This window comes from Christiangramia gaetbulicola, assembly GCF_003054225.1.
In the GTDB taxonomy this organism is placed as follows: Bacteria; Bacteroidota; Bacteroidia; order Flavobacteriales; family Flavobacteriaceae; genus Christiangramia; species Christiangramia gaetbulicola.
The window spans coordinates 590,359-611,388 of the sequence record NZ_QBKQ01000002.1; the positions used below are offsets into that span (position 1 = coordinate 590,359).

Genomic DNA, 21,030 nt, shown 5'->3' on the forward strand with positions numbered 1-21,030 from the left:
TTAAGCTATACTTAAATCTTTGGTGATGCCTGCGAATAGGCTTAATTTAGAAATCTTAATTAAAATTTAACCAATCCAAACTCTATGAAACGTATTAGTTTATCACTTATTCTTTGTGCAGGTTTAGTCTTCACAAGTTGTAAGAATGACAAAAAAGAAAAAGAAATGGAAAGCCAGTCAGAAACTGAAATGAGTTCTGATATGGAAAAACAGGAAGAAGAAGTTAAAAAGGTAAAAGTAACTTTAAATTCGGTTAGCGATTCCAACCTTAGTGGTAACGTAGTTTTCACCGAAGAGAACGGTGAAGTTTCCATGACCGCTATTATTTCAGGACTTGCTGAAGGTAAGCATGCCATCCATATTCATGAGAACGGAGATTGTTCAGCTGCCGATGGCTCTTCTGCCGGTGGACACTGGAACCCTACAGATGCCAAGCATGGTAAATGGGGAGATGCAGAGGGTTACCATAAAGGTGACATAGGAAACTTTGAAGTAGACGCTAATGGAAACGGAACTGTAAATTTAACTACAGATGAGTGGTGTATAGGATGTGGCGACTCTAAAAAAGACCTTTTAGGCAAGGCTGTTATCGTGCATGATGGTGTAGACGATTATACTTCTCAGCCTTCTGGTGCTGCAGGAACCCGAGTAGGTTGCGGTGTGATCCAGAAGTAATTCAAACCGAAAATAATCAATTATAAAGCGGCTTTTCAGCCGCTTTTTTTATTTGTCAATTAAGACTATATTTATTTCCTCAAATAAAATTTATGCAGCAGGACGGACTAATCCTCGAATTACAGAACGGTAATCATAAGGCTTTCGAAAGAATTTATCAGCTGTATTCAGAGAGCGTATATGGAATAATTTACAGCATTTTAAAAGATGAAAAGATAGCAGAGGAAATCCTTCAGGATGTATTTATGAAGATCTGGGACAACGCCTCTTCCTATAATTCTGATAAAGGAAGATTTTTCACCTGGATCCTTAATATTGCGAGGAATGCATCTATAGATCATATAAGGTCTAAAAGCCACAAAAACTCTCAGAAAAACCTTACAGCAGATAATTTCGTAAATATTCTGGAGAGCAATTCAAACTTTTCAGCAAAAGCAGATGCGATCGGGATCAAAAAATATATAGATATCCTGAAGCCTGTTTGCAAGAAATTAATAGACCTCCTGTTTTTTAAAGGCTTTACGCAAAAAGATGCAGCTGAAGAGCTTGACATGCCATTAGGCACGGTAAAAACCAGGAACAGAGCTTGTATAAACAAGCTTAGAGAAATGTTAGCAGAATAAGAAATGGATATACAAGAATACATATCATCGGGAATCCTGGAACTTTACGTCTACGGAGCGCTCACAGAAGCTGAGAGTCGCGAAGTGAGCAAAGCCCTGAAGGAGCATCCTGAAATTCGGAAAGAGGTTGAAGAGATCGAGGATGCCCTGCAAAGGTTATCGGCCTCGGCAGCCCCGGCATATAATGCTGAAGCAGTATTGGCCAGCATCAGGCAGAAACTGGAGCAGAAGGAAGAGCCAAAAGTGATCGAGATCGAAAGAGATAAAGAAACAAACTGGGTGTCATATATTGGATGGGCTGCAACCGTCTTACTGCTAGTTGGTCTTTTCTTTGTGTTCGAAGATAAGAATGATCTTAGAGAACAACTTAATGCAGAAAGAGCGAAAACAGCCAGAATGGAACAACAGATCGCAGATGCGAGGGATAATGCCGATAAGGCAGAAGAGTTACTGGCAGTTCTAAGAGATAAGAATGTTTCAAAAGTGCCATTACAGGGTCAGAATGTAGCTCCAGAAGCCTATGCAGCGGTCTACTGGAACAAGGAGGAGAAAAAGGCATATATAGACGCCAAGGAATTACCGGAGCCTCCTAGAGGCAAGGTATACCAGGTATGGTCGCTTAAACTTGAACCTCTCACCCCTACAAGTATAGGTCTGTTGGATGAGTTCTCTTTAGACGATAATAAGATATTCACCCTGGAGAATGCTAACGAGTCGCAGGCATTCGGGATCACGCTTGAACCTGAAGGAGGTAGCGATTCACCAACTATGGATCAGCTATACGTGTTAGGTGCAGTAGCAGCTCCATAAAGCTATAAACCCACATAAATAAGATAAGCCCCACGTGAAAACGTGGGGCTTACTTTTGTAAATACTCGGGGAGAAAAGATCCTATTCGCATCTCATCATCCCCAAGCATCTAACCAACCAAAAAAATCAAAAACTTAGATCGACATCTTGTTTGAAGCAATAATGCCTAACAAACCTAAAGCTTATATGAATATTTACGGAAGGAGATGCAATACGGTTTTATATAATTGAATTTTAACATTTCAGGATCATTGATCCAGCCACGTCTTGAAGTCCTTAACCCTTTCCCTGCTTACGATAAGCTGGAATTCGCTAAAGTTTTCTAATTTTATTTCCAGCCTGGAATTCGTATAAGAAACGATGTCTCGAATCGCATTTATATTAAGGATACACTTTCTATTGATGCGGTAAAATTTTTCCGGATTAAGATCATCTTCCAATTGTTCCAAAGGAATATCTATGGGATAATTCCGGCCCGAGTAGCAATGAATATAGGTAGCCTTATTTTCAGAATAGAAACAGGCTATATCTGAAACTTCTACAAGTTTAAGGTGCTGACCTACCTGGGCGGTGAACCTTGTTTTATAGGCTTTATCGTTAGTACTCTGAGTTAATAAAGACCTTAACTCATTCATATTAATATTGTCTTTTTGCTGCTGAGTATTCCTGAATTTGCTAATAGCAGCCTCAAGTTCCTCCTGATCTATAGGCTTCAATAGGTAATCTATACTATTCAGTTTAAACGCCTTCAGGGCATATTCGTCGTATGCAGTGGTAAAAATGATAGCGCTATTGATCTTTACATGTTCAAAAATTTCAAAAGAAAGACCATCGCTTAACTGTATATCAAGAAAAATAAGGTCTGGGTGCTTGTTGTTATTAAACCAATCGATGGCTTCAGCAACAGAATGCAGCATGATCTGGGTCTCAATATTCATTTTTGTAAGCATGCGCTGTAGTCTTCTTGCCGCAGGCTTTTCGTCTTCAATAATTATAATATCAATCACTCGTAAACGCTATAAATTAATGTTATTTCCAGATCTGTTTCTTATCCTTATCCATGATCTCTTTGATCTTCTTTTCTTCCCATTTTTTTCCGAAGATAAAATTAGGCCCGAAAACACTCGCCCAGTGAGCAAAGAGACCTATTCCCCAGAAAAATAAAGTGGAGTAATTTGAAAGATCGCTAAGACCTTCAAAAAAGCCAGTGTTCTGGGTATTTAAAATTAAAATCGCGGCATTAATAAAAATATAGATGAGCAGGTGTACATAAAATCCCTTAATGTCCTTGATCCTTTTTTGAGCCGTTTTATAGCTCATGCTTTTCTTATAATCTGTTTCCATTATTTCCATGATCTTTTTTGTTGCTGGTCTTTTTCCATCAGTTCCCTGATCTTACGCTCTTCCCACTCACTTCCATAACCGAATACTGAAAATCCATGAATGGTAAGTCCTATACCCCATCCAAATAAAGGAAACCAGAACCATTGAAATTCCCAGTAAGTATAGTAATTAATAAAAATAAGAAAAGGTATTACCACACAGTAGGAAATAAGATTTCCATAAAATTCCTTGATCTCCTTTACTCTTTGTTTTGCCTTGAAATAGGCATTTTCCTGATTGATGTCGTTCGTTTCCATAATTGAAATTTGTTTGGTTAAAACGGGTAATTTTACCCGGAATATATCTTTGGTTTGTTCGATGAGTACCTGTCTTTCAGTCACCTCGTGGTACCTGTTTACTATATTTTGAAGCCCTACTCCTTTTCTTCCGCTTAAAACCTCCTTCTTCTGAAAATTATTTTCAACCACCAAATAGCCATCAGCTTCATAGATCCTTATTTTAAGTGGCTTGGCCTCGCTTACAATATTATGCTTGATGGTATTCTCCAGAAGAAGCTGAAGTGAAAGCGGTACCACCTTGGCTTCCTCATTAGAAAGTTCTTCAGGAATTTCAAAATAAATACTGTTCTCAAAGCGCATTTTCAGCAGCTTCATATAGGTATTGGCAAAGGCGAGTTCTTCTTTTACACTCACCAATACCTTATTTTTTTGCTCCAGAACATACCGGTATATTTTAGATAATGCGGTGGTAAAATTTTGTGCCTGTTCTGGGTTTTCATCAATTAGAGATGCCAGTACATTCAGGCTGTTAAAAAGAAAGTGTGGATCTAACTGATTTTTTAAGGCGTCGAATTTTGCTGAAGCTGCGCCAGCAATGATCTTCTGCTCCTTTACTTTTTTATCCTGCCTGTGCTTGTAAAAATTAAAAATATAGAATATACCCCCGGTCACTAAGGTGATCACCAGAGAGACCCAGTAAAAAGAGATCTTCTCACCCTCAATAAATTGACTTAAGCTCCATCCATTATTTCTGTAAGCCCAGTAATAACGCAGCAGGAAGATGGTAAGTAAACTTAAAAAAACCGAAATTATGATCGTGACGGCGAGGTTCTCTGGTTTAAAAAACTCCTTTTTATATTTCTTTGAGAAATAGATGAACATACAAGCGTTAACCAGGTATATTGAAACACTATACGAAAGGTTTACAACATAATCTTCCCAAAGCTCTTTGTCAAGCCCTATATCATAGCCCTGAAAAATATATATCAGGAGGAACACCGCAAAAATCGAATTTCCAACAATAAATGCTTTGCCAAGCTCCTTTAAAATAACTTTTAATAAGTCCATTATTTTTTACAATTATTTGCCAGGATCATTTTCGCACGTTCCTGACCCCAGTCTGGGAAAAATTCTGCTTCTGGTTTAAAATTAGAGAAAAGTTCCAAACTATGTTCTATTTCTGGACAGTACTTCCCGGGATCCTCTCCAAAGAACCGAGCAGAACCCATATCCCACTCGGCTTTTGAAAATATTACTCGTGGATTTTCCGGAGCCAGTTCTAAGGCTTTTCGGTAAATTTCGTTGATGGTGCCGGAGAGTTTCATTCCGTAGACAGATGGATCCAGAGTGATATAAGAAGTATATAACAAGGCCTGTAATACCATAACTTCTGCATTATCCTTTTCTGAATACTGTTTTGCTTGGTCCAGTATTTCCTGGGCTTTTTCTAATTTTCGCTCCTTTAAAACCGGGTCTGCCATATCAAAACTTCCTATGATCTGAAGCTGAGCAGCATAATAATAAGGTAACCAGTTGTTCTTTTCGGCGCTTCCAATTCTTTCAAAGAGATTAGCGGCTTCGGCAGAATCACCCTTACCCCAAAGCTCGAATGCCTTGTTCATGCCAATTTGATAAGAATTCTGGGCATTTAAACCCATCCCAAGTGTTACTAACAGTAGTGTATAAATTAATTTCATTTCAGGCTGATTTAATAAATTGTGATATTCTGAATTTCCTTCGACTTATTCTTAAGGATGAATTTAGCGTCCTGCCATTTTGGAGGTCCAAATTTTGCCGGAGCGTTATTGGAACTGGCATAATCTTCTGAGGGATAAAACCCTAAGATCATATCGAATTCGCCATCATTATCCTCATCGTGAAATGCTGAAATTGCATATTCCCCGTCTGGAAGGTCTTCAAAAGTAGCCGTAGCCCTGTTATTAATAATTTCAGATTTATGGCCTTTGTAGATTTGTTTCAGCCAGTTGGTTTCTGAATCATAAAGACCAATTAAAGCAGCGCCTTTATTTGAGTTGAAACCCGTGATGGTTACTTCCACCGAATTCTGCGCAATTAGAAACTGCGAAAAAAAGCTGACAAGAAGACTAATTAATATTGTTTTCATAATTCTGGTATTTGTTATTTCAAAAGTGCATCCTTTTATAGCTTTATTAAAAACCTATATACCGAACTGTAATTTTTTATGGATGAATTGAAGTTTTTGCAGATCAGCTCAGAATAGCGAAGCTTTTTAAAGCTTATGAATTTCAGTTTTTAAAGATTATCCAGCTGATTTGTATTCTTGTTGGTACTGATAGTCCAGAAAAAACCAACAAAGAAAAACCTGTCTGCAGCCTGACGAATAGCGCGGGAAGAAAAAGTTCCATCGTTACCAGGGGTATTACTGTACTGGTAGCCAAAAATATTATCTCTTCCCAGAATATTGGAAACAGAGAAATAAAGGATCTTTTGTTGCGATATCAAATAGGCAATATTGAAACTCAAATTATGATAATCGGGAGTTTTTTCATTTAAAAAACCAGTGGTATTAGGATCTTCAAAAGGTCGCCCTGAAGCATAATTATAAGAAAAACCTAGCTGGCTCTTTAGATCTTCGATCCAGTACTTGGTAACCAGACTAGCCGAATGCGTAGCCACAAAATTGGGCGTGGCTTTTTCAGGAAAATCGCGATAATCCCTTTTTGAATCTATATAGCTGTAAGAAAACCAGTATTCCAGATTTTCGATCGATTTATTGTCACGGTAAAAAAGATCGATCCCTTTAGCATAACCCTCGCCGCTATTTGAAAAATCTGAATACACGAAATCTTCGGTATTACTAAATTTGATGAGATCACGATATTCTTTATAATAAACTTCGGTTCTGAAGGTATACCCCGGCCTGGTAAATTGATAGTTCAATAGATAATGGGAAGCTTTTTCAGGTGCTATATCATTCCTGAACTTTAAATATTCAGGCAGGCCGTTTTGATGAAAATCCCCGTAAGCGGCAGAAAATTGGCTATGGTCGGCCACTTTCCATGCCATCGCGAGACGTGGAGATAAAATAAAGGATTCACTTGCCTGCAGATATGAAAATCGCAGTCCTGGTTTCAATGCGAATTTCTTACCGAAATTAATGTCTGATTCCAGGAAACCTGCGGCAATATTATTATTGAACTTACTCTGAATATTAACCATATCTTCAGTATAATCTTCCTTAAAATCTGTCGCCAGGTATTCCAGTCCTGAATAGAACTTCAACCTATTATTATACTTTTTAGATACTTTCAGTTTTAAATGAGCTGCTTTCTCATTATCAACTATGTTAGTTTCATCGATTTCTATATTGTTTTTACTATACGATAAGCTTAACCCAGGCATTATTTGCCAGCCGTTACCAAGATGCCCATGATAGGAAGCATTGGAGTAAAGATTGGTGTTCCCCAAATCCAATAAATTTGTATCCTTCAAATTCTCATCTGGCTGGAATAATTCAAAATTCGTATGTTCAATTGCAGTATAGAATTTAAATAGTCCGTTTTGAAACTGACGGCGATAAACAGTTTCACCGGCAACTGACTCATAGGGTTTCTGAAAGTTATACCCCTCATTATTCGGAATGAGTTCCTGGTATGGTTTGAGATTGATATAAGTAAGGTTTAAAGATACAGAGCTGCTATCCCATTTTTTAGTATGGCCTATACCTCCACCTACGGTCATTATAGAAATATCGGTCTGGTCCTGTACCGGCTCATTAATGGTATTTAAAGTTAATACACTGGAAAGTGCCTGCCCGTATTCTGCAGAATAAGCTCCGGTGGAAAAGGTGATCCCATCGAACAGGAAGGGTGAATATCGCCCACGAGAAGGCAAATTTGCTGCACTGGCCGTATAAGGCTGGAATACCCGCAGACCATCAATAAAGATCTGGGTTTCTTCGGCAGTACCACCTCGCACGAACAATCTACCATCTTCCCCTACCCTTTGCGTTCCTGGTAAGGTTTGTAGAGCTCCGATAAAATCACCGGCTACTCCGGCAGTAGTTACCACATCTAAAGGTTTAAGTACCGATACTCTTGAATTCTCGCCTGCAGAAAAACTTCCTGCAACCAGGCTTACCGCATCCAAAGAATTTACATCTTCAAAAAGCCTTATTTCAAGGTTATTCATTTCTTCTACCTTGCTTTCCAATTTGTAACTTTCATAGGCAATAAAACTCACCATGATAGATTGCAATCCTGTAGATAAAGTGGAAAATTCAAATTTCCCATGTTCATCGGTAGTAGCACCATCATAGGTATTCTCTAAATAAACGTTCGCACCTTGCAGAGGATTACCTTTTCTATCTGTTACCATTCCAGATATTTCAGTTTGAGAAAAGCAGAGAGTTAATTTTAGGAATAGTAGCAGGATAAGAAAAGCTTTCATCTGTTTTAATTTTTAGATGAAGCAAATATGTACCGAATGCAAAATTTTAAAAAAATCAATATTCCGAATTGTCATTTTTCAATTCCGAATTGATTTCTTATCTCAATTTTGGCTTTTGCATTTGAAAATTAAATAATCTTTAACATTATAATGAATAACTTGAAGTCAAATCCAAAAAATTAGATAATGACCATTTTTGAAGCCTTAAGACAGGAACACGAAATCCAGAGAGACCTGATTGACAAGTTGATAAAGACCGAAGGAAAAACTGAAGAAAGAAAGAAGATATTTGAAGATCTTAAACACGAATTAAAGATACACGAGGATGCTGAAGAACGTCATTTTTATGTTCCGTTAATGGAAAAAGACATGACCCAGGAGAAAGCACGTCATAGTGTGGCAGAACATCATGAAATGGATGAACTTGTAGAAAAGCTGGAAGATACAGAGATGGATGCCTCCAACTGGCTGAAGATCGCCAAGGACCTGGAACATCAGTTGATCCACCATCTTGATGAAGAGGAACATGAAGTATTCCAGATGGCTGGAAAAGTTCTTACCGAAAAGCAAAAGACAGACCTTGCTTCAGATTATAATAAAGAGATCAAAAAGAACAGGTAATTAAAAAGCCCCGCTAAGATGCGGGGCTTTTCTTTTATACTTTTTCTTTATCCATGGTCATTTTTTCTTCATGACCCTTGAATGGCCTAATGATAAGCCTTGCAGCTTTATCGTAATTGATATAGTTGTAGATCCAGTTGAAAAAGGTCACGGTCCTGTTTCGGAAACCTACCAGGAACCATAGATGCACGAACATCCATACGAACCACGCGAAGAATCCTGAGAATTTCCATTTATGAAGGTCTACCACGGCCCTGTTTCGTCCAACCGTAGCCATAGTTCCTTTATCGAAATAATCGAAAGGTTCCAGGTTCTCTCCTCTTATTAAATGCTTGATATTCTTTGCCAGGTGCCTACCCTGCTGGATGGCAGGTTGAGCCACCATAGGATGACCTTTTGGGAATTCTTCAGTTTTCATTAGTGCGATATCCCCTATTGCGAATATATTCTCATAACCATTTACCTGGTTAAAGGCATTTACATCATACCTATTAGCTTTTTCAACCATAGCAGATGCGTTAAGCCCTTTTACAGGAGCACCGGTTACCCCGGCAGACCAGATAAAAGTTTCGGTCTTGATGGCGAGATCTGTATTTGTCTCTACCAAATGACCATCATAATTCTTTACCATGGTATTTAAATGGATTTTCACACCTAACTCCTCAAGCATTTTATGCGCTTTTTTGGAAGCATGTTCACTCATGGGAGGCAGAACTCGGTCCAGGCCTTCCAGCAAGTGGATATGCATTTCATTAGGATTAAGATCTGGATAATCTTTAGGTACAATATGATTTCTTAGTTCAGCTATCGCCCCGCTTAATTCCACCCCGGTAGGACCTGCGCCCGCTAGAACGAAATTGAGCAAAGCTTTTCGTTTTTCAGGATCTTCTGTGATCGTTGCCTGTTCCAAATTTTCAAGAATAAGGCTTCTAATATTTAAAGCCTGAGGAACGGTTTTCATCCACATTCCATGTTCCTCGATACTGTCATTTCCGAAGAAATTGGTTTTGGAACCGGTAGCGATGACCAGGTAATCATAAATAATTTCCCCAATATTGGTATGTACCGTATTATTTTCAGGAGAGATCGAAGTAACTTCAGCAAGCCTGAAAAAGCATTTGTCACTGGATCTGGTAATTTTCCGTAAAGGATAAGCTATAGAATCGGGTTCCAGACCTGAAGTAGATACCTGGTATAATAAAGGCTGAAAAGTATGATAGTTATGCCTATCGAGCAGCACCATTTGCATATCCTCTTTCAGGATCTTTCTGGCGAGCGCCATTCCGGCGAAACCACCTCCAATTATTACTACTCTAGGTAAGTCGGTTTTAGGGATGTTCATAGATTCAGCTGGTTTTACCCAAATTTAATATTTATAGAGGGATTGAAGGTTGGATTAACTTTAAATTAAAGTTTTTTGTAACATAGGCATTATTTTCACTACCTATTACTTGCTAACCAAACCATCGTGAACAAAGAATTAGAACATCAGTTTGTAACAAATCTGGAGAAACACCAGAATATTGCCCACAAAATCTGCCGTATCTATACTAATGACCAGGATTCTCATAATGATCTTTTCCAGGAGATCACTATTCAGCTTTGGAAAGCATATCCTAAGTTTCGCGGAGAGTCGAAATTTAGCACCTGGATGTACCGGGTAGCCCTGAACACTGCGATCACATTATACCGGAAGAAAAAAAGAAATATCAAGACGCAGGATTATGACACTGTTCATTTTAAAATAAAGGCAGAGGAATACGATGATGAAGCAGAACGGCATTTAAAGATCATGTATGATGCTATTAAACAGCTTAATGATATAGACAAGGCGCTTGTTTTTCTATACCTGGAAGATAAGAATTACGCCGAGATATCATATACGCTTGGGATCACAGAGGTGAATGCCAGAGTGAAAATGAACAGGGTTAAAACAAAATTAAAGAACATTATAAATCCTTAACTACCTATGGACGATCTGGATCTATTAAAAAAGGATTGGAAAAAGCAGGAAGCAAACCTGCCCCATCTTACGTACGAAGAAATTTATAAAATGATCTGGAAGAAATCTTCCTCGATCGTGAAATGGATATTTCTAATAAGCATCCTGGAATTCTTACTGGGTGCGGTATTGAATATTTTCCTTGCCGATGAAGAATACTGGCAGCAAATGGAACAATATAATCTAACCGAATTTACGGTTCTGGTTTATGTGTTGAGTTACCTCATCACCTTTTATTTCATTTTCAGGTTCTACAAGAACTACCGCAATATCAATGCTACCGATAGTGCCAAGAAGTTGATGAAGAATATCTTAAAGACACGTAAGACGGTAAAGCATTATATCGCTTTTATATTGATCTCTACAGGAGTTGTGTTTTTGATCACTATTTTCCTTATGTTGAGAAACCATGCGGTAACTACTACTTCAACTCAGAATATGGAGTTCGACGCGACGCAATGGCTAATATTCATTGGGGGAACACTCCTGGTCCTAGGAATCCTATTGGGTGTGGTATGGCTTATATACCGCGTGATCTACGGAATCTTACTTAGAAGACTCTACAAGAACTATAAGGAATTGAAAAGGCTGGAAGTGGAGTAGTTAGAAGTTAGAAGTTAGAAGTTAGAAGTTAGAAAAATTGATATTTCCGTTTTAAAAACAACGCTTATAATTCAATTTTCTCAAAGTAGTTTCAGCAATAATTTAAAAATAGTTATTTTAAAAAGAATCTCGTTGCCGGACTGAGCCTTTCGAAGGCCGGTGGAGAGTTGAGTATTGAGAATTGAGTAAACGTAATATTCCTGGTTTAGAAACAATGTTTCCAGATCAACATTTTTTGCAATAAGTTCTGCGATAATCTTTCAAACTAGTTATTCTACTTAGAATTTAGCTGCCGGACTGAGCCTGTCGAAGGCCGGTTGAGAGTTAATAAAAACTTAGAGCTAAGAGCTTAGAGCCTACAGCTTAAACCTATTCCCCTAATACCCCCAGCGGCGTTGCTCATTAAGATCTTCCATAGCCTGGATCTCTTCAGACGGAATTACTTTAAGGAAAGAAGGGTGTTGCTCAATGGCATATTCCAGCTTGCTTACGATCTCTTCAATACTTTCGTTCTCATAATCTATTTCCAGAGGCTCTTTGATCTGAAAAGTTTGCAGTATACCTCGCTTCTTGATTCGAAGTCCTTTTTTATCGAAAGATCTTCTGAAACCATCGATAACGATAGGGATAACAATAGGTTTATGATTTTTGATGATATGCGCAGTACCTTTTCTAATTGGTTTAAAAGGTTTGGTTGTTCCCTGTGGAAAAGTGATCACCCAGCCATCATCAAGGGCTAAACCAATATTTTCAGTATCATTAGGATTCACTTCCCTCTTTACCTCCTGTCCTTTAGCCCTCCAGGTACGTTCTACAGTGATCGCGCCGGCATAAGCCATGATCCTGGCCAGTAATCCTGCCCGCATGGTTTCCTTAGCTGCTACGTAATAGATATTGAGCTTTGGTTGCCAGATATACCCAATATTTTTGATGCTGTCTACCCTGCCACTTAAACTGGCATTGAAAACGTGGAACATGGCAGTAACATCTGCGAAATAGGTTTGATGGTTTGAAACGAAAAGTACATTCGTATCTGGCAGGTTTTTAATGATCTCTGATCCTTCGATCTGAAGTTCATTAAAACCCCTGTATCTTCTATGCGTAAGAACTCCGAAAATGCGGATCAACCACTTCTTCAGAATTAAATAATGCCCGAATGGATTCTTCTTGAATAATCCCATTGCTGATATCTTTTTTACCTGGTCCTTTATTCAGCTTATTTTGAACCGGCGGCAAATATAATAATTAGTTTAACACTTCTATAACATTAAGCCTACTCCAAATTTGAATAATCTATTCTGTATTAAACTTTAATTTAGCATTCAAATCTTTAAAAGCAACTCTCTTATCTCACTCAGCATCATTCCCGTCGCTCCCCAGACCACATGGCCATTAAGGCTGTAAGCGGGCACTTCGATCTCTTTGGCATAAGAGGTACTTAAATTCTCGGTGATTACATTTTCATCGTTCAGAAAATCACTGAGCTTCACTTCCAGGATCTCTTCCACTTCAGATTCCTGAGGGATCATATTCGGAGTCTTTTGCATTAACCCCAAATAAGGCTGCACCCAGAAATTGGAAGGAGGAATATATAATCGGGTCAATTTCCTAACCACTTCAATTTCATTTTGAGGGATACCTACTTCTTCTTCCGTTTCCCTAAGGGCAGTGTCCTCAAGGTTCTTATCAGATTCCTCTACTCTACCTCCAGGAAATCCAACCTGGTTGGAATGAACGCCATTATAGGTCTTTCTAAGTATAAGGACCAGCCTGGTTTCCATGTCCATATCAGGATAAAAAACGGCCATTACCCCGGCCTCCTGAGGATTCCTTTTAGACATATCTATTTCCTCAAGTTCATTTATCCTGATGAGAGGGGCCAGTTTCCTGTGTGCAGATTCTCCCGGAAGCTGCAATTTTTTTAACTTTGAAATCCTGTTTTTAAAAATTTCAAACTCCATGTTCAGACAGCTTTCTTTAGTAGCAATTTTTTTAATTCTTCTTTTCGCAAGTTGTGAAGATAAGGAAACTTCCTCAAAAAACGGTAAAACACTATCTCCTGAAGCTCTAAAAGCTCAGCAAAAAGAGGATTCTATCCAGCGTGCCAGAGACAGTATCTTTGAACTACGAAAGAAGGAACTGGCTGAAGACGATAAAGAAACAAAGATCGAAAAGAATGATATGTTTCCTATCGCTCAGGAGGAACTCATACCTACGCTTACAGAGTATGGAAAGAACAACCCGGAAACCAGGGTTCGTATCAAAACGAAATTCGGAAATATAGATGTGCAACTCTACCGGGACACCCCATTACACAGGGCTAATTTTATTATGCTGGTAAAGAATGACTATTTCAACGATACCTTTTTCCATCGTGTTGCACCAGGTTTTGTTATCCAGGGCGGTAACGCAGATAATCAGATAACCGCCAGCAATCGTGGTGATGTTGGAAATTATCTGATCCCAAGTGAATTCGATGCTGGTCATAAACATACCTATGGAGCATTTTCAGCAGCCAAATATGCCGAGCAAAATGTGAGTAAAGCTTCTTCTCCTTTCGAATTCTTTATTGTAATGGATAAAGGCGGAACTCCACACCTTAATAATGATCATACCGTTTATGGGAGAGTGATAAGCGGCATGGATGTGGCTGAAAAGATCGCGCAGGTAGAAACCGGAAATTCTGAATGGCCTATAGATAACGTTGAAATGGATATCGAGATCCTGGACTAATTATCGCTGGGTGTAATAATTATAATCGTTGATCACCCTTTTAACAAATTCAATGGGAGTCTCCTCGAATTTTACATCCATAAGATCGGCCAGTTTTTCGCTTAGTGAAAGAATAACATGATGTTGAGCTTCCCTCCTCGCCTGATCATATAGATTTTTGACTTTCTGAATATCCATATCGCTTAGCACGGTCACCTGTGGATATTTAGGCTGGTAATTTTCCGGTAGGTCCACGGCCAGGGTATTTTCTATACCGATTTTCCTTTTATCGGAGATCACCGTAGTTCCCGCAGCAATATCACCTAATCTTTGTCCCTTACCGTTAAGAAGAATCGTGACCACGGCACCCCCTCCTGTAGTAAGGCTGATATCGATGATACGCAGTAACCATCTCACCAGGTAATTTGAAAACTGTGGCCGGGTACCATCCATTTTCACCACCCTTATTTGCGCCAGCGCTTTCCCGGGGGTTCTCCCATCCCAGAAGGTTTCCCATAGCAAATAATATAAGAATGAGGGCAGTCCCAGAACAAGGTAATACATCATCAAACTACCGTTATCTTCTTTGATCCCTGCGATGATGAGGGATGCGAAGACTATATAAACAACGATAATAGCCAGGTCTATAATAAAAGCAAGGATACGCTCCCCAATTCCCGCAACATTCTGTTCAATACTAATATTTTGAGCGGTTTCAATTTGAAAGTTATCCATTAAATATGTTACTTTGGGTTTTATTCAATATTACGATGCGCGAGGCTGCTTTTGTCAGGCAAAATAAAGATAAATGGGTTAAGTACGAAAGCCTCCTGCAAAATAATAGAGTCCTTTCGCCAGAGCAGCTTTCAGATATTTATGTTGAACTGAGTGATGATCTTAGTTATTCTAAAACATTCTATCCAAAAAGCAATACCACGAAATATCTTAACGGTCTCGCCTCTACGGCCCACCAAAAGATATATCGATCCAAAAAGGAATCTGGCAACAGGATCATAAGTTTCTTTACGAAAGAATTTCCTTCAGAATTTCATAAACATCAGAAGCAGCTATTACTGAGCTTTCTCATATTTCTTGGATTTACCATCATTGGAGCTTTTAGTGCTGCTTCAGATTCCGCATTTGTAAGATCCATACTTGGCGATGCCTATGTGAACATGACCCTGGAGAATATCGCTAATAATGATCCCATGGCGGTCTATAAAGAAATGACCGAAACAGATATGTTCCTGGGGATCACCATTAATAATATACGGGTTTCGCTCATGGCTTTCTCGCTAGGCGTTCTGGCCGGGATCGGAACTATTTTCATGTTGATGCAGAACGCCATCATGCTGGGTAGTTTTCAATATTTCTTTTATGACAAAGGCATCCTATGGGAATCTGGGAGGACTATATGGATACACGGTACTATCGAAATTTCTGTAATAATTGTTGCAGGTTGCGCAGGCCTGGTGGTTGGAAAAAGCATTCTTTTTCCCGGCACTTACTCCAGGTTAAAATCATTCACCATGGGTATTAAAGACGGATTAAAGATCGTGGTAAGCACCATTCCTTTCTTTATAATCGCCGGTTTCCTGGAAGGTTTTGTGACCAGGTTAACCGGGATGCCAGATTTCGTCGCGATTTTGATCATATTGATCTCCCTGTTAATGATCCTGTTTTATTATGTTTATTATCCTCAATACCTACTAAAAAAATCTAAGAATGAACCCGGAACCAATTCAATTTAAAAAGCAGCGCGAGCTGGGAGAAATATTAAGTGTCACCTTTAAATTCCTGCGACAGAATTTTAAAGAAGCTGGCAAGATCCTAATTAAGATCGTTGGCCCCGTATTTCTATTGCTTATAGCCGCGGTCACATATTATTCGTGGTCTACCCTGGGCACCTCATTTTTTGCGGCAGGTCTTGAAGGCTCAGATTTCATTCTATCTTTCGGTATAATGATGCTGGCCTATTTGCTTTATGTATCAACCATGACCGGGACGGTCTATCACATAATACTTTCCTATATAAATAATCAGGGAACCATAAACTCTTCCGAAGTAAGCAATGGTATGAAAGCAGACTTCGGAAAACTTCTGCTTTTAACCTTTATTTCCTGGATCCTCATCTTTGCAGGAACCATCGCTTTCATCATTCCCGGTATTTATATTGCTATCCCCTTAAGTTTATCTACTGCGATCATGGTTTTTAGAAGAGAAAGCCTGCTTGAAAGTATTTCATCATCTTTCAAGCTGGTAAAAGACAACTGGTGGATGACCTTCGCCACCTTATTATGTATTGGCCTTATCGTTTATCTTATAAGCCTTGTTTTCCAGTTACCAGCGATCTTTTATATGTTCTTCCGTGCGTTTACCGTGGCGAGTGAAGGATCAGCTTCAGATCCATCAGAACTTTTGGGACCGGGATATATTTACATCAATGTTTTTACCTCGACCATTCAGTATATAATTTATACCATTACTCCTATTGGCGTTGCGTTCGTTTATTTTAATCTGAATGAAAAGCAAAACTTTACCGGGACTTACGAAACCATTCAGAACCTGGGTAATAAAAATTAGTCTTGAAAAACCGGATTCTTGTCATACTTCTTTTTCTTTTCTTCGGAAATATCTATCCGCAGCAAAAGGATTCTATTGCCGAAAAAAAAGAGATAAAATATGACAGAACTGAAGGATTGGTTCCTCTTGAATTTGACGAAGACAAAATTTCAGAATTCAAGACACAGGAAGATTTTGATTATATAGACGAAGTTGAAAACGAAAGCTGGTGGTCTCGATTTAAAAAGTGGATCAATGCAAAATATAATCAGTTTATCAGCTGGCTTTTTGGTGATTATGAGCCAAATTCCATACTCGCTTTTTTTATAACCATCCTTCCCTGGTTATTACTGCTCATCCTCCTTGGCCTGGTAATCTGGTTATTCTCAAGGCTGAATCCCGGAGGAAAAATACTTCAGAAACCTAAACAAAGCGAAGTTTTCCTTACTGAAGAGGAAGAACTGGTTAAGAGTCAGGATCTTCCCGCACTTATCACAGAAGCTATAAATAACAAGCAATTCCGGCTGGCCGTGCGTTATTACTATCTGAACGAACTGCGTAAGCTGGATGAGTTGAAACTTATAGATTACGAATATCAGAAGACCAATAAAGATTATTCTGAAGAGATAAAGGATGCTAAAATACGGGATCATTTTTCTGAGATCACCAAGTTGTATGAATTCATCTGGTATGGAAGTTTCCAGGTTTCTGAAACAGATTTCAAACTCGTGGAAAAAGGATTCTCCAGAATGGAACAGGCTCTAAAATCAGTAAGCTATGAATAAGACCTACAAGATTGCATTCGGCCTTTTCCTGCTGCTAATCATCTCGCTAGCCTGGTTGGAGAGTTCTGAACCCGACCCCATCAACTGGACTCCTAGTTTTACCGCTAAGGATAAAATTCCGCTGGGAGCTTTCGTTTTCTATGAAAGCTGGAAGAACAAACAAGAAGATGCGATTACAGATATCAGGATTCCGCCTTATGAATTCCTTGCAGATTCTCCTGCTCAGGGCACCTATTTCTTCCTGAACAATTACGTGAATTTCGATGATAATGAACTTAAAAACCTCCTCACCTGGGTTTCTAATGGCAATAAACTTTTTATTTCCGCCTATGATTTTGGGGAACATTTAACCGACACTTTAGAATTGGAAACGGCTTCCTTCATTAGTGCCGATGAATTTAAATCCAGGCCACAATTAAACCTGGTGAATTCTTCACTTAGATTTGAAAAGCCAATGGAATTTGATCAGGATCTGCCGGCAATATTCTTTAAAAAATTAGATACCACTAACAATGTGGTGCTGGGAACTGCCAGTTTTGGAGATAAAAATCCTGAAGAAAAGATCAATTTCATAAAAACTAAATTTGGGGAGGGTGAGATCTATCTGCATTCTACGCCACAGGCCTTCAGCAATTATTTTTTACTGAAAGAAGAAAACTATAAATATGCCGAAGCGGTACTGGCATATATATCTGGAAACAACATTTTATGGGATGCCTATTATAAATCTGGCAAGAGCTTTTATAGCTCTCCGCTTTATATTTTGTTGAATAACCGGCCACTTAAATGGGCTTATTATTTCGTGTTAATTTCGGCAATTCTATTTGTGCTTTTTGAAGGTAAAAGAAAACAAAGATCCATTCCCGTAGTAGATCCTCCCATGAACAAATCTTATGAGTTCACCGAAACTGTTTCCCAGTTGTACCTCGAGCAAAAGAAATTTCACGAACTTGGACTCAAGAAGATCGCACTTTTCATGGAATATATTAGAACTGAATACAGGCTGGATACTTCGCAGATCAACGAGCAGTTCTATAAAGATCTATCTGTGAAAAGCGAAAAAAGCATAGTAGACACAAAAAAGCTTTTCGAAAGGATCTATAATTTTCAGGATGAAAGGAAAAATGAAAAAGATGATTTCTTCGAGCTAAGCAAACACATAAATTCATTTAAAAAGAAACATGGATAATCAGGAAATAAATCCTCAGGAAGACGAGATTAAATTTGAAAATAGAATTCCGCTGGAAGGTTTAAAAGACTCGGTCGCTAAGTTGAAAAACCAGCTTTCCAAAGTGATCGTGGGCCAGGAAAACTTTGTGGAACTACTCATCGTAGGGATGCTTTCTAACGGTCACGTGCTTATAGAGGGAGTACCCGGAGTTGCCAAGACCATCACTGCGAAGTTATTTGCGAAATGCTTAAAAACAGATTTTAGCAGGATACAATTCACGCCAGATCTTATGCCGAGCGACGTATTGGGAACTTCTGTTTTTAATATGAAATCTTCAGAATTTGAATTTAAAAAAGGGCCGATTTTTTCCAATATCATTCTTATTGATGAAATAAACCGTGCCCCGGCGAAAACTCAGGCCGCTCTTTTTGAGGTAATGGAAGAACGCCAGGTGACCATCGATGGGAAAATGTACACTATGGAAGCTCCTTTTATGGTGCTGGCCACTCAAAATCCTATCGAACAGGAAGGAACCTATGCCCTGCCCGAAGCCCAATTAGACCGCTTCCTTTTTAAGATCGAAGTTGATTATCCAGATTTCGAAGATGAAGTGAAGATCCTGAAAACTCATCATGATCGAAAAGGCAAATTACCTGAAACAGAGATCGAAGCCGTGCTCACCCCTGAAAAGATCTCTGAACTACGAGAACAGATCCACGAAATCATCGTAGAGGAAAAACTGCTTAATTATATTGCAGAGATCATTAATAAAACCAGGAATCATCCCCACCTTTATCTGGGAGCCAGTCCCCGGGCATCGATCGCAGTAATGAATGCTGCTAAGGCCTATGCGGCGGTGAACGGACGCGATTTTGTAATTCCAGAGGATATAAAGAATGTACTTAAACCGGTACTGGCTCACCGTCTAATTCTATCTCCAGACAGGGAAATGGAAGGTATGACTGCTGGTAGCGTGATAGATATGATCGCTCAATCTGTAGAAATCCCTCGATAGTGCTAAAATTCATCAGGTCATTATATTTTGGAAGAAGGCTATTTTATGCCCTTTCCGCTATATCTATACTTTTCCTGGTTTCCTTCTGGTTCGAACCGCTGTATCGAATCACGTGGACTCTGGCGGCAATTCTATCGGTTTTGTTACTCACAGATCTGGTCACTCTTTTTAAGGGGCCTTCTATAGGTGCTGAACGAAATTTACCTGAGAAATTCTCGAATTCAGACGAAAATATCGTGAAGGTTAGCATTAAAAATAATTATGGATTCAAGGTGTTTTCAGAAGTGATCGATGAGATCCCGGTACAATTTCAGAAGAGAGATTTTTTGAGAGCTGCTGAAATTCCAACGCAGGCTAAGATCGATTTTGAATATTATTTGAAGCCTTTGCAAAGAGGAGAATATGTTTTCGGAAACCTGAATATTTTCATCTCTACTTTCCTGAAACTGGTTAAAAGGAGATTCGTTTTTAATAAAGATCAGGTGGTTAAGGTCTATCCTTCATTCATTCAAATGAAAAAGCTGGATTTCCTGGCCCTGGATCAGAAGATAAGTTTGCACGGCATTAAACGCATCAGGCGAATTGGTCATACCATGGAGTTTGAGCAGATCAAGGAATATGTGCGTGGAGATGATGTAAGGACTATCAACTGGAAAGCAACCGCCAAACATGGCAACCTGATGGTTAACCAGTTCCAGGATGAAAGATCTCAGCCTGTTTACTCAGTTATTGATTGCGGCAGGATGATGAAAATGCCCTTTGAAGGTCTGAGCCTGCTGGATTATGCCATTAACAGCTCCCTTGCATTTTCTAACGTAGCTTTAAAAAAGAAGGATAAGGTAGGCATGTTATCCTTTTCGAATAAGATAGATAATGTGCAAAAGGCCAGTTCAAAACTGAGCCAGCTTAACAAGATCATGGAAGCCCTTTATAATGTGAACACGGGTTTTTATGATAGCGATTTCAGTCTTTTGTATTCCCGGGTGAAAAAGCACATAAGCCATAGAAGCCTGTTAATGCTCTATACCAATTTTGAGCATACGTCTGGTTTACAGCGACAACTTCCCTTTCTAAAGGCTTTGGCAAAGCAACACCTTTTAGTGGTGATTTTCTTTGAGAATACCGAGGTAACCCAACTTATTAAAATGATACCTAAAAATGTGAGTGAAAGTGCCCACCAGACCGTGGCAGAACAATTCTCCCATAATAAACAATTAATGGCAAAAGAGCTGCAAAGACACGGCATACAGACCTTGCTTACCCGCCCTTCCGATCTTAGCATCAACACCATCAATAAATATCTGGAGATCAAATCCAGGGGGCTTTTATAAATAATTACAATTCGGTTTTAAAATTCTACAGTTCGGTTAAAACTTTTTCCGGAAGCTCTCCTTTGAG

At 38.9% G+C, this 21,030-nt stretch carries 23 protein-coding genes; 13 read left to right on the forward strand and 10 right to left on the reverse strand.

Going from position 1 to position 21,030, the window contains the following annotated elements; translation table 11 throughout:
* Nucleotides 1-84: 84 nt before the first annotated feature.
* The 3 genes from C8P64_RS09285 to C8P64_RS09295 all read left to right on the forward strand — a co-directional run bounded on the left by C8P64_RS09285 (nucleotide 85) and on the right by C8P64_RS09295 (nucleotide 2,108).
* Nucleotides 85-675 (forward strand): superoxide dismutase family protein, encoded by a 591-nt coding sequence (locus C8P64_RS09285; RefSeq protein WP_108171792.1) that lies wholly within the window; start codon nucleotides 85-87, stop codon nucleotides 673-675.
* A 92-nt stretch (nucleotides 676-767) separates the two neighbouring features.
* On the forward strand, nucleotides 768-1,298 hold the full coding sequence (locus tag C8P64_RS09290; protein WP_108171793.1) for an RNA polymerase sigma factor: 531 nt from the start codon (nucleotides 768-770) through the stop codon (nucleotides 1,296-1,298).
* A 3-nt stretch (nucleotides 1,299-1,301) separates the two neighbouring features.
* A complete protein-coding gene (locus tag C8P64_RS09295) occupies nucleotides 1,302-2,108 on the forward strand; it encodes an anti-sigma factor (protein ID WP_108171794.1) in 807 nt (268 codons plus the stop codon).
* Between the two features lie 248 nt (nucleotides 2,109-2,356).
* On the opposite strand, the gene C8P64_RS09300 is transcribed toward C8P64_RS09295, so the two are convergent.
* The 6 genes from C8P64_RS09300 to C8P64_RS09325 form a co-directional block, all read right to left on the reverse strand.
* On the reverse strand, nucleotides 2,357-3,112 hold the full coding sequence (locus C8P64_RS09300; protein WP_108172222.1) for a LytR/AlgR family response regulator transcription factor: 756 nt from the start codon (nucleotides 3,110-3,112) through the stop codon (nucleotides 2,357-2,359).
* A gap of 25 nt (nucleotides 3,113-3,137) precedes the next feature.
* The gene (locus C8P64_RS09305) at nucleotides 3,138-3,461 is read right to left on the reverse strand and encodes a 2TM domain-containing protein (RefSeq protein WP_245889688.1); all 324 of its coding nucleotides are present in this window, start codon (nucleotides 3,459-3,461) and stop codon (nucleotides 3,138-3,140) included.
* Nucleotides 3,452-4,798 carry a 2TM domain-containing protein gene (locus tag C8P64_RS09310; protein WP_108171795.1) on the reverse strand — a complete coding sequence of 449 codons (1,347 nt, stop codon included), beginning with the start codon at nucleotides 4,796-4,798 and terminating at the stop codon, nucleotides 3,452-3,454. The genes C8P64_RS09305 and C8P64_RS09310 overlap by 10 nt, the downstream gene beginning before the upstream one ends.
* Nucleotides 4,798-5,427 (reverse strand): tetratricopeptide repeat protein, encoded by a 630-nt coding sequence (locus C8P64_RS09315; RefSeq protein WP_108171796.1) that lies wholly within the window; start codon nucleotides 5,425-5,427, stop codon nucleotides 4,798-4,800. Before C8P64_RS09315 ends, C8P64_RS09310 begins: the two co-directional genes overlap by 1 nt.
* 11 nt (nucleotides 5,428-5,438) lie before the next feature.
* Nucleotides 5,439-5,855, reverse strand: a complete 417-nt coding sequence (locus C8P64_RS09320) for a DUF2141 domain-containing protein (RefSeq protein WP_108171797.1) — start codon at nucleotides 5,853-5,855, stop codon at nucleotides 5,439-5,441.
* Nucleotides 5,856-6,004: 149 nt separating this feature from the next.
* A complete protein-coding gene (locus C8P64_RS09325; RefSeq protein ID WP_108171798.1) occupies nucleotides 6,005-8,161 on the reverse strand; it encodes a TonB-dependent receptor in 2,157 nt (718 codons plus the stop codon).
* A gap of 186 nt (nucleotides 8,162-8,347) precedes the next feature.
* On the opposite strand from C8P64_RS09325, the gene C8P64_RS09330 reads away from it, so the two are divergent.
* A complete protein-coding gene (locus tag C8P64_RS09330) occupies nucleotides 8,348-8,782 on the forward strand; it encodes a hemerythrin domain-containing protein (RefSeq protein WP_108171799.1) in 435 nt (144 codons plus the stop codon).
* 34 nt (nucleotides 8,783-8,816) lie between these two features.
* Here C8P64_RS09330 and C8P64_RS09335 read toward each other — a convergent pair whose 3' ends face one another.
* The gene (locus C8P64_RS09335; protein ID WP_108171800.1) at nucleotides 8,817-10,124 is read right to left on the reverse strand and encodes an NAD(P)/FAD-dependent oxidoreductase; all 1,308 of its coding nucleotides are present in this window, start codon (nucleotides 10,122-10,124) and stop codon (nucleotides 8,817-8,819) included.
* Between the two features lie 126 nt (nucleotides 10,125-10,250).
* Here C8P64_RS09335 and C8P64_RS09340 point away from each other — a divergent pair, with 126 nt between their 5' ends.
* Both C8P64_RS09340 and C8P64_RS09345 read left to right on the forward strand, forming a co-directional pair.
* Nucleotides 10,251-10,745: an RNA polymerase sigma factor gene (locus C8P64_RS09340; protein WP_108171801.1), complete on the forward strand. Its 495-nt coding sequence runs from the start codon at nucleotides 10,251-10,253 to the stop codon at nucleotides 10,743-10,745.
* A gap of 6 nt (nucleotides 10,746-10,751) precedes the next feature.
* On the forward strand, nucleotides 10,752-11,387 hold the full coding sequence (locus C8P64_RS09345; protein WP_108171802.1) for a hypothetical protein: 636 nt from the start codon (nucleotides 10,752-10,754) through the stop codon (nucleotides 11,385-11,387).
* A gap of 377 nt (nucleotides 11,388-11,764) precedes the next feature.
* Here C8P64_RS09345 and C8P64_RS09350 read toward each other — a convergent pair whose 3' ends face one another.
* Complete coding sequence (locus tag C8P64_RS09350) at nucleotides 11,765-12,568, reverse strand: lysophospholipid acyltransferase family protein (RefSeq protein ID WP_108171803.1); 804 nt, start codon at nucleotides 12,566-12,568, stop codon at nucleotides 11,765-11,767.
* A 141-nt stretch (nucleotides 12,569-12,709) separates the two neighbouring features.
* Nucleotides 12,710-13,348, reverse strand: a complete 639-nt coding sequence (locus C8P64_RS09355) for an NUDIX hydrolase (RefSeq protein ID WP_108171804.1) — start codon at nucleotides 13,346-13,348, stop codon at nucleotides 12,710-12,712.
* Between C8P64_RS09355 and C8P64_RS09360 the strand changes: the two genes are divergently transcribed.
* A complete protein-coding gene (locus C8P64_RS09360; protein WP_108171805.1) occupies nucleotides 13,347-14,120 on the forward strand; it encodes a peptidylprolyl isomerase in 774 nt (257 codons plus the stop codon). The genes C8P64_RS09355 and C8P64_RS09360 overlap by 2 nt on opposite strands.
* On the opposite strand, the gene C8P64_RS09365 is transcribed toward C8P64_RS09360, so the two are convergent.
* Entirely contained in the window at nucleotides 14,121-14,834 is a 714-nt protein-coding gene (locus C8P64_RS09365) for an RDD family protein (protein WP_108171806.1), read from the reverse strand.
* 35 nt (nucleotides 14,835-14,869) lie between these two features.
* Here C8P64_RS09365 and C8P64_RS09370 point away from each other — a divergent pair, with 35 nt between their 5' ends.
* The 6 genes from C8P64_RS09370 to C8P64_RS09395 are packed head-to-tail and all read left to right on the forward strand — an operon-like array spanning nucleotide 14,870 to nucleotide 20,963.
* Nucleotides 14,870-15,850: a stage II sporulation protein M gene (locus tag C8P64_RS09370; protein WP_108172224.1), complete on the forward strand. Its 981-nt coding sequence runs from the start codon at nucleotides 14,870-14,872 to the stop codon at nucleotides 15,848-15,850.
* Nucleotides 15,825-16,682: a YciC family protein gene (locus tag C8P64_RS09375; RefSeq protein WP_108171807.1), complete on the forward strand. Its 858-nt coding sequence runs from the start codon at nucleotides 15,825-15,827 to the stop codon at nucleotides 16,680-16,682. Before C8P64_RS09370 ends, C8P64_RS09375 begins: the two co-directional genes overlap by 26 nt.
* A gap of 2 nt (nucleotides 16,683-16,684) precedes the next feature.
* Nucleotides 16,685-17,446, forward strand: a complete 762-nt coding sequence (locus tag C8P64_RS09380; RefSeq protein WP_108171808.1) for a DUF4129 domain-containing protein — start codon at nucleotides 16,685-16,687, stop codon at nucleotides 17,444-17,446.
* Entirely contained in the window at nucleotides 17,439-18,635 is a 1,197-nt protein-coding gene (locus C8P64_RS09385) for a DUF4350 domain-containing protein (RefSeq protein ID WP_108171809.1), read from the forward strand. The genes C8P64_RS09380 and C8P64_RS09385 overlap by 8 nt, the downstream gene beginning before the upstream one ends.
* Nucleotides 18,628-19,632, forward strand: coding sequence for an AAA family ATPase (locus C8P64_RS09390; protein ID WP_108171810.1), 1,005 nt, complete (start codon nucleotides 18,628-18,630; stop codon nucleotides 19,630-19,632). Before C8P64_RS09385 ends, C8P64_RS09390 begins: the two co-directional genes overlap by 8 nt.
* Complete coding sequence (locus C8P64_RS09395; RefSeq protein ID WP_108171811.1) at nucleotides 19,632-20,963, forward strand: DUF58 domain-containing protein; 1,332 nt, start codon at nucleotides 19,632-19,634, stop codon at nucleotides 20,961-20,963. The genes C8P64_RS09390 and C8P64_RS09395 overlap by 1 nt, the downstream gene beginning before the upstream one ends.
* Nucleotides 20,964-21,030 lie beyond the last annotated feature (67 nt).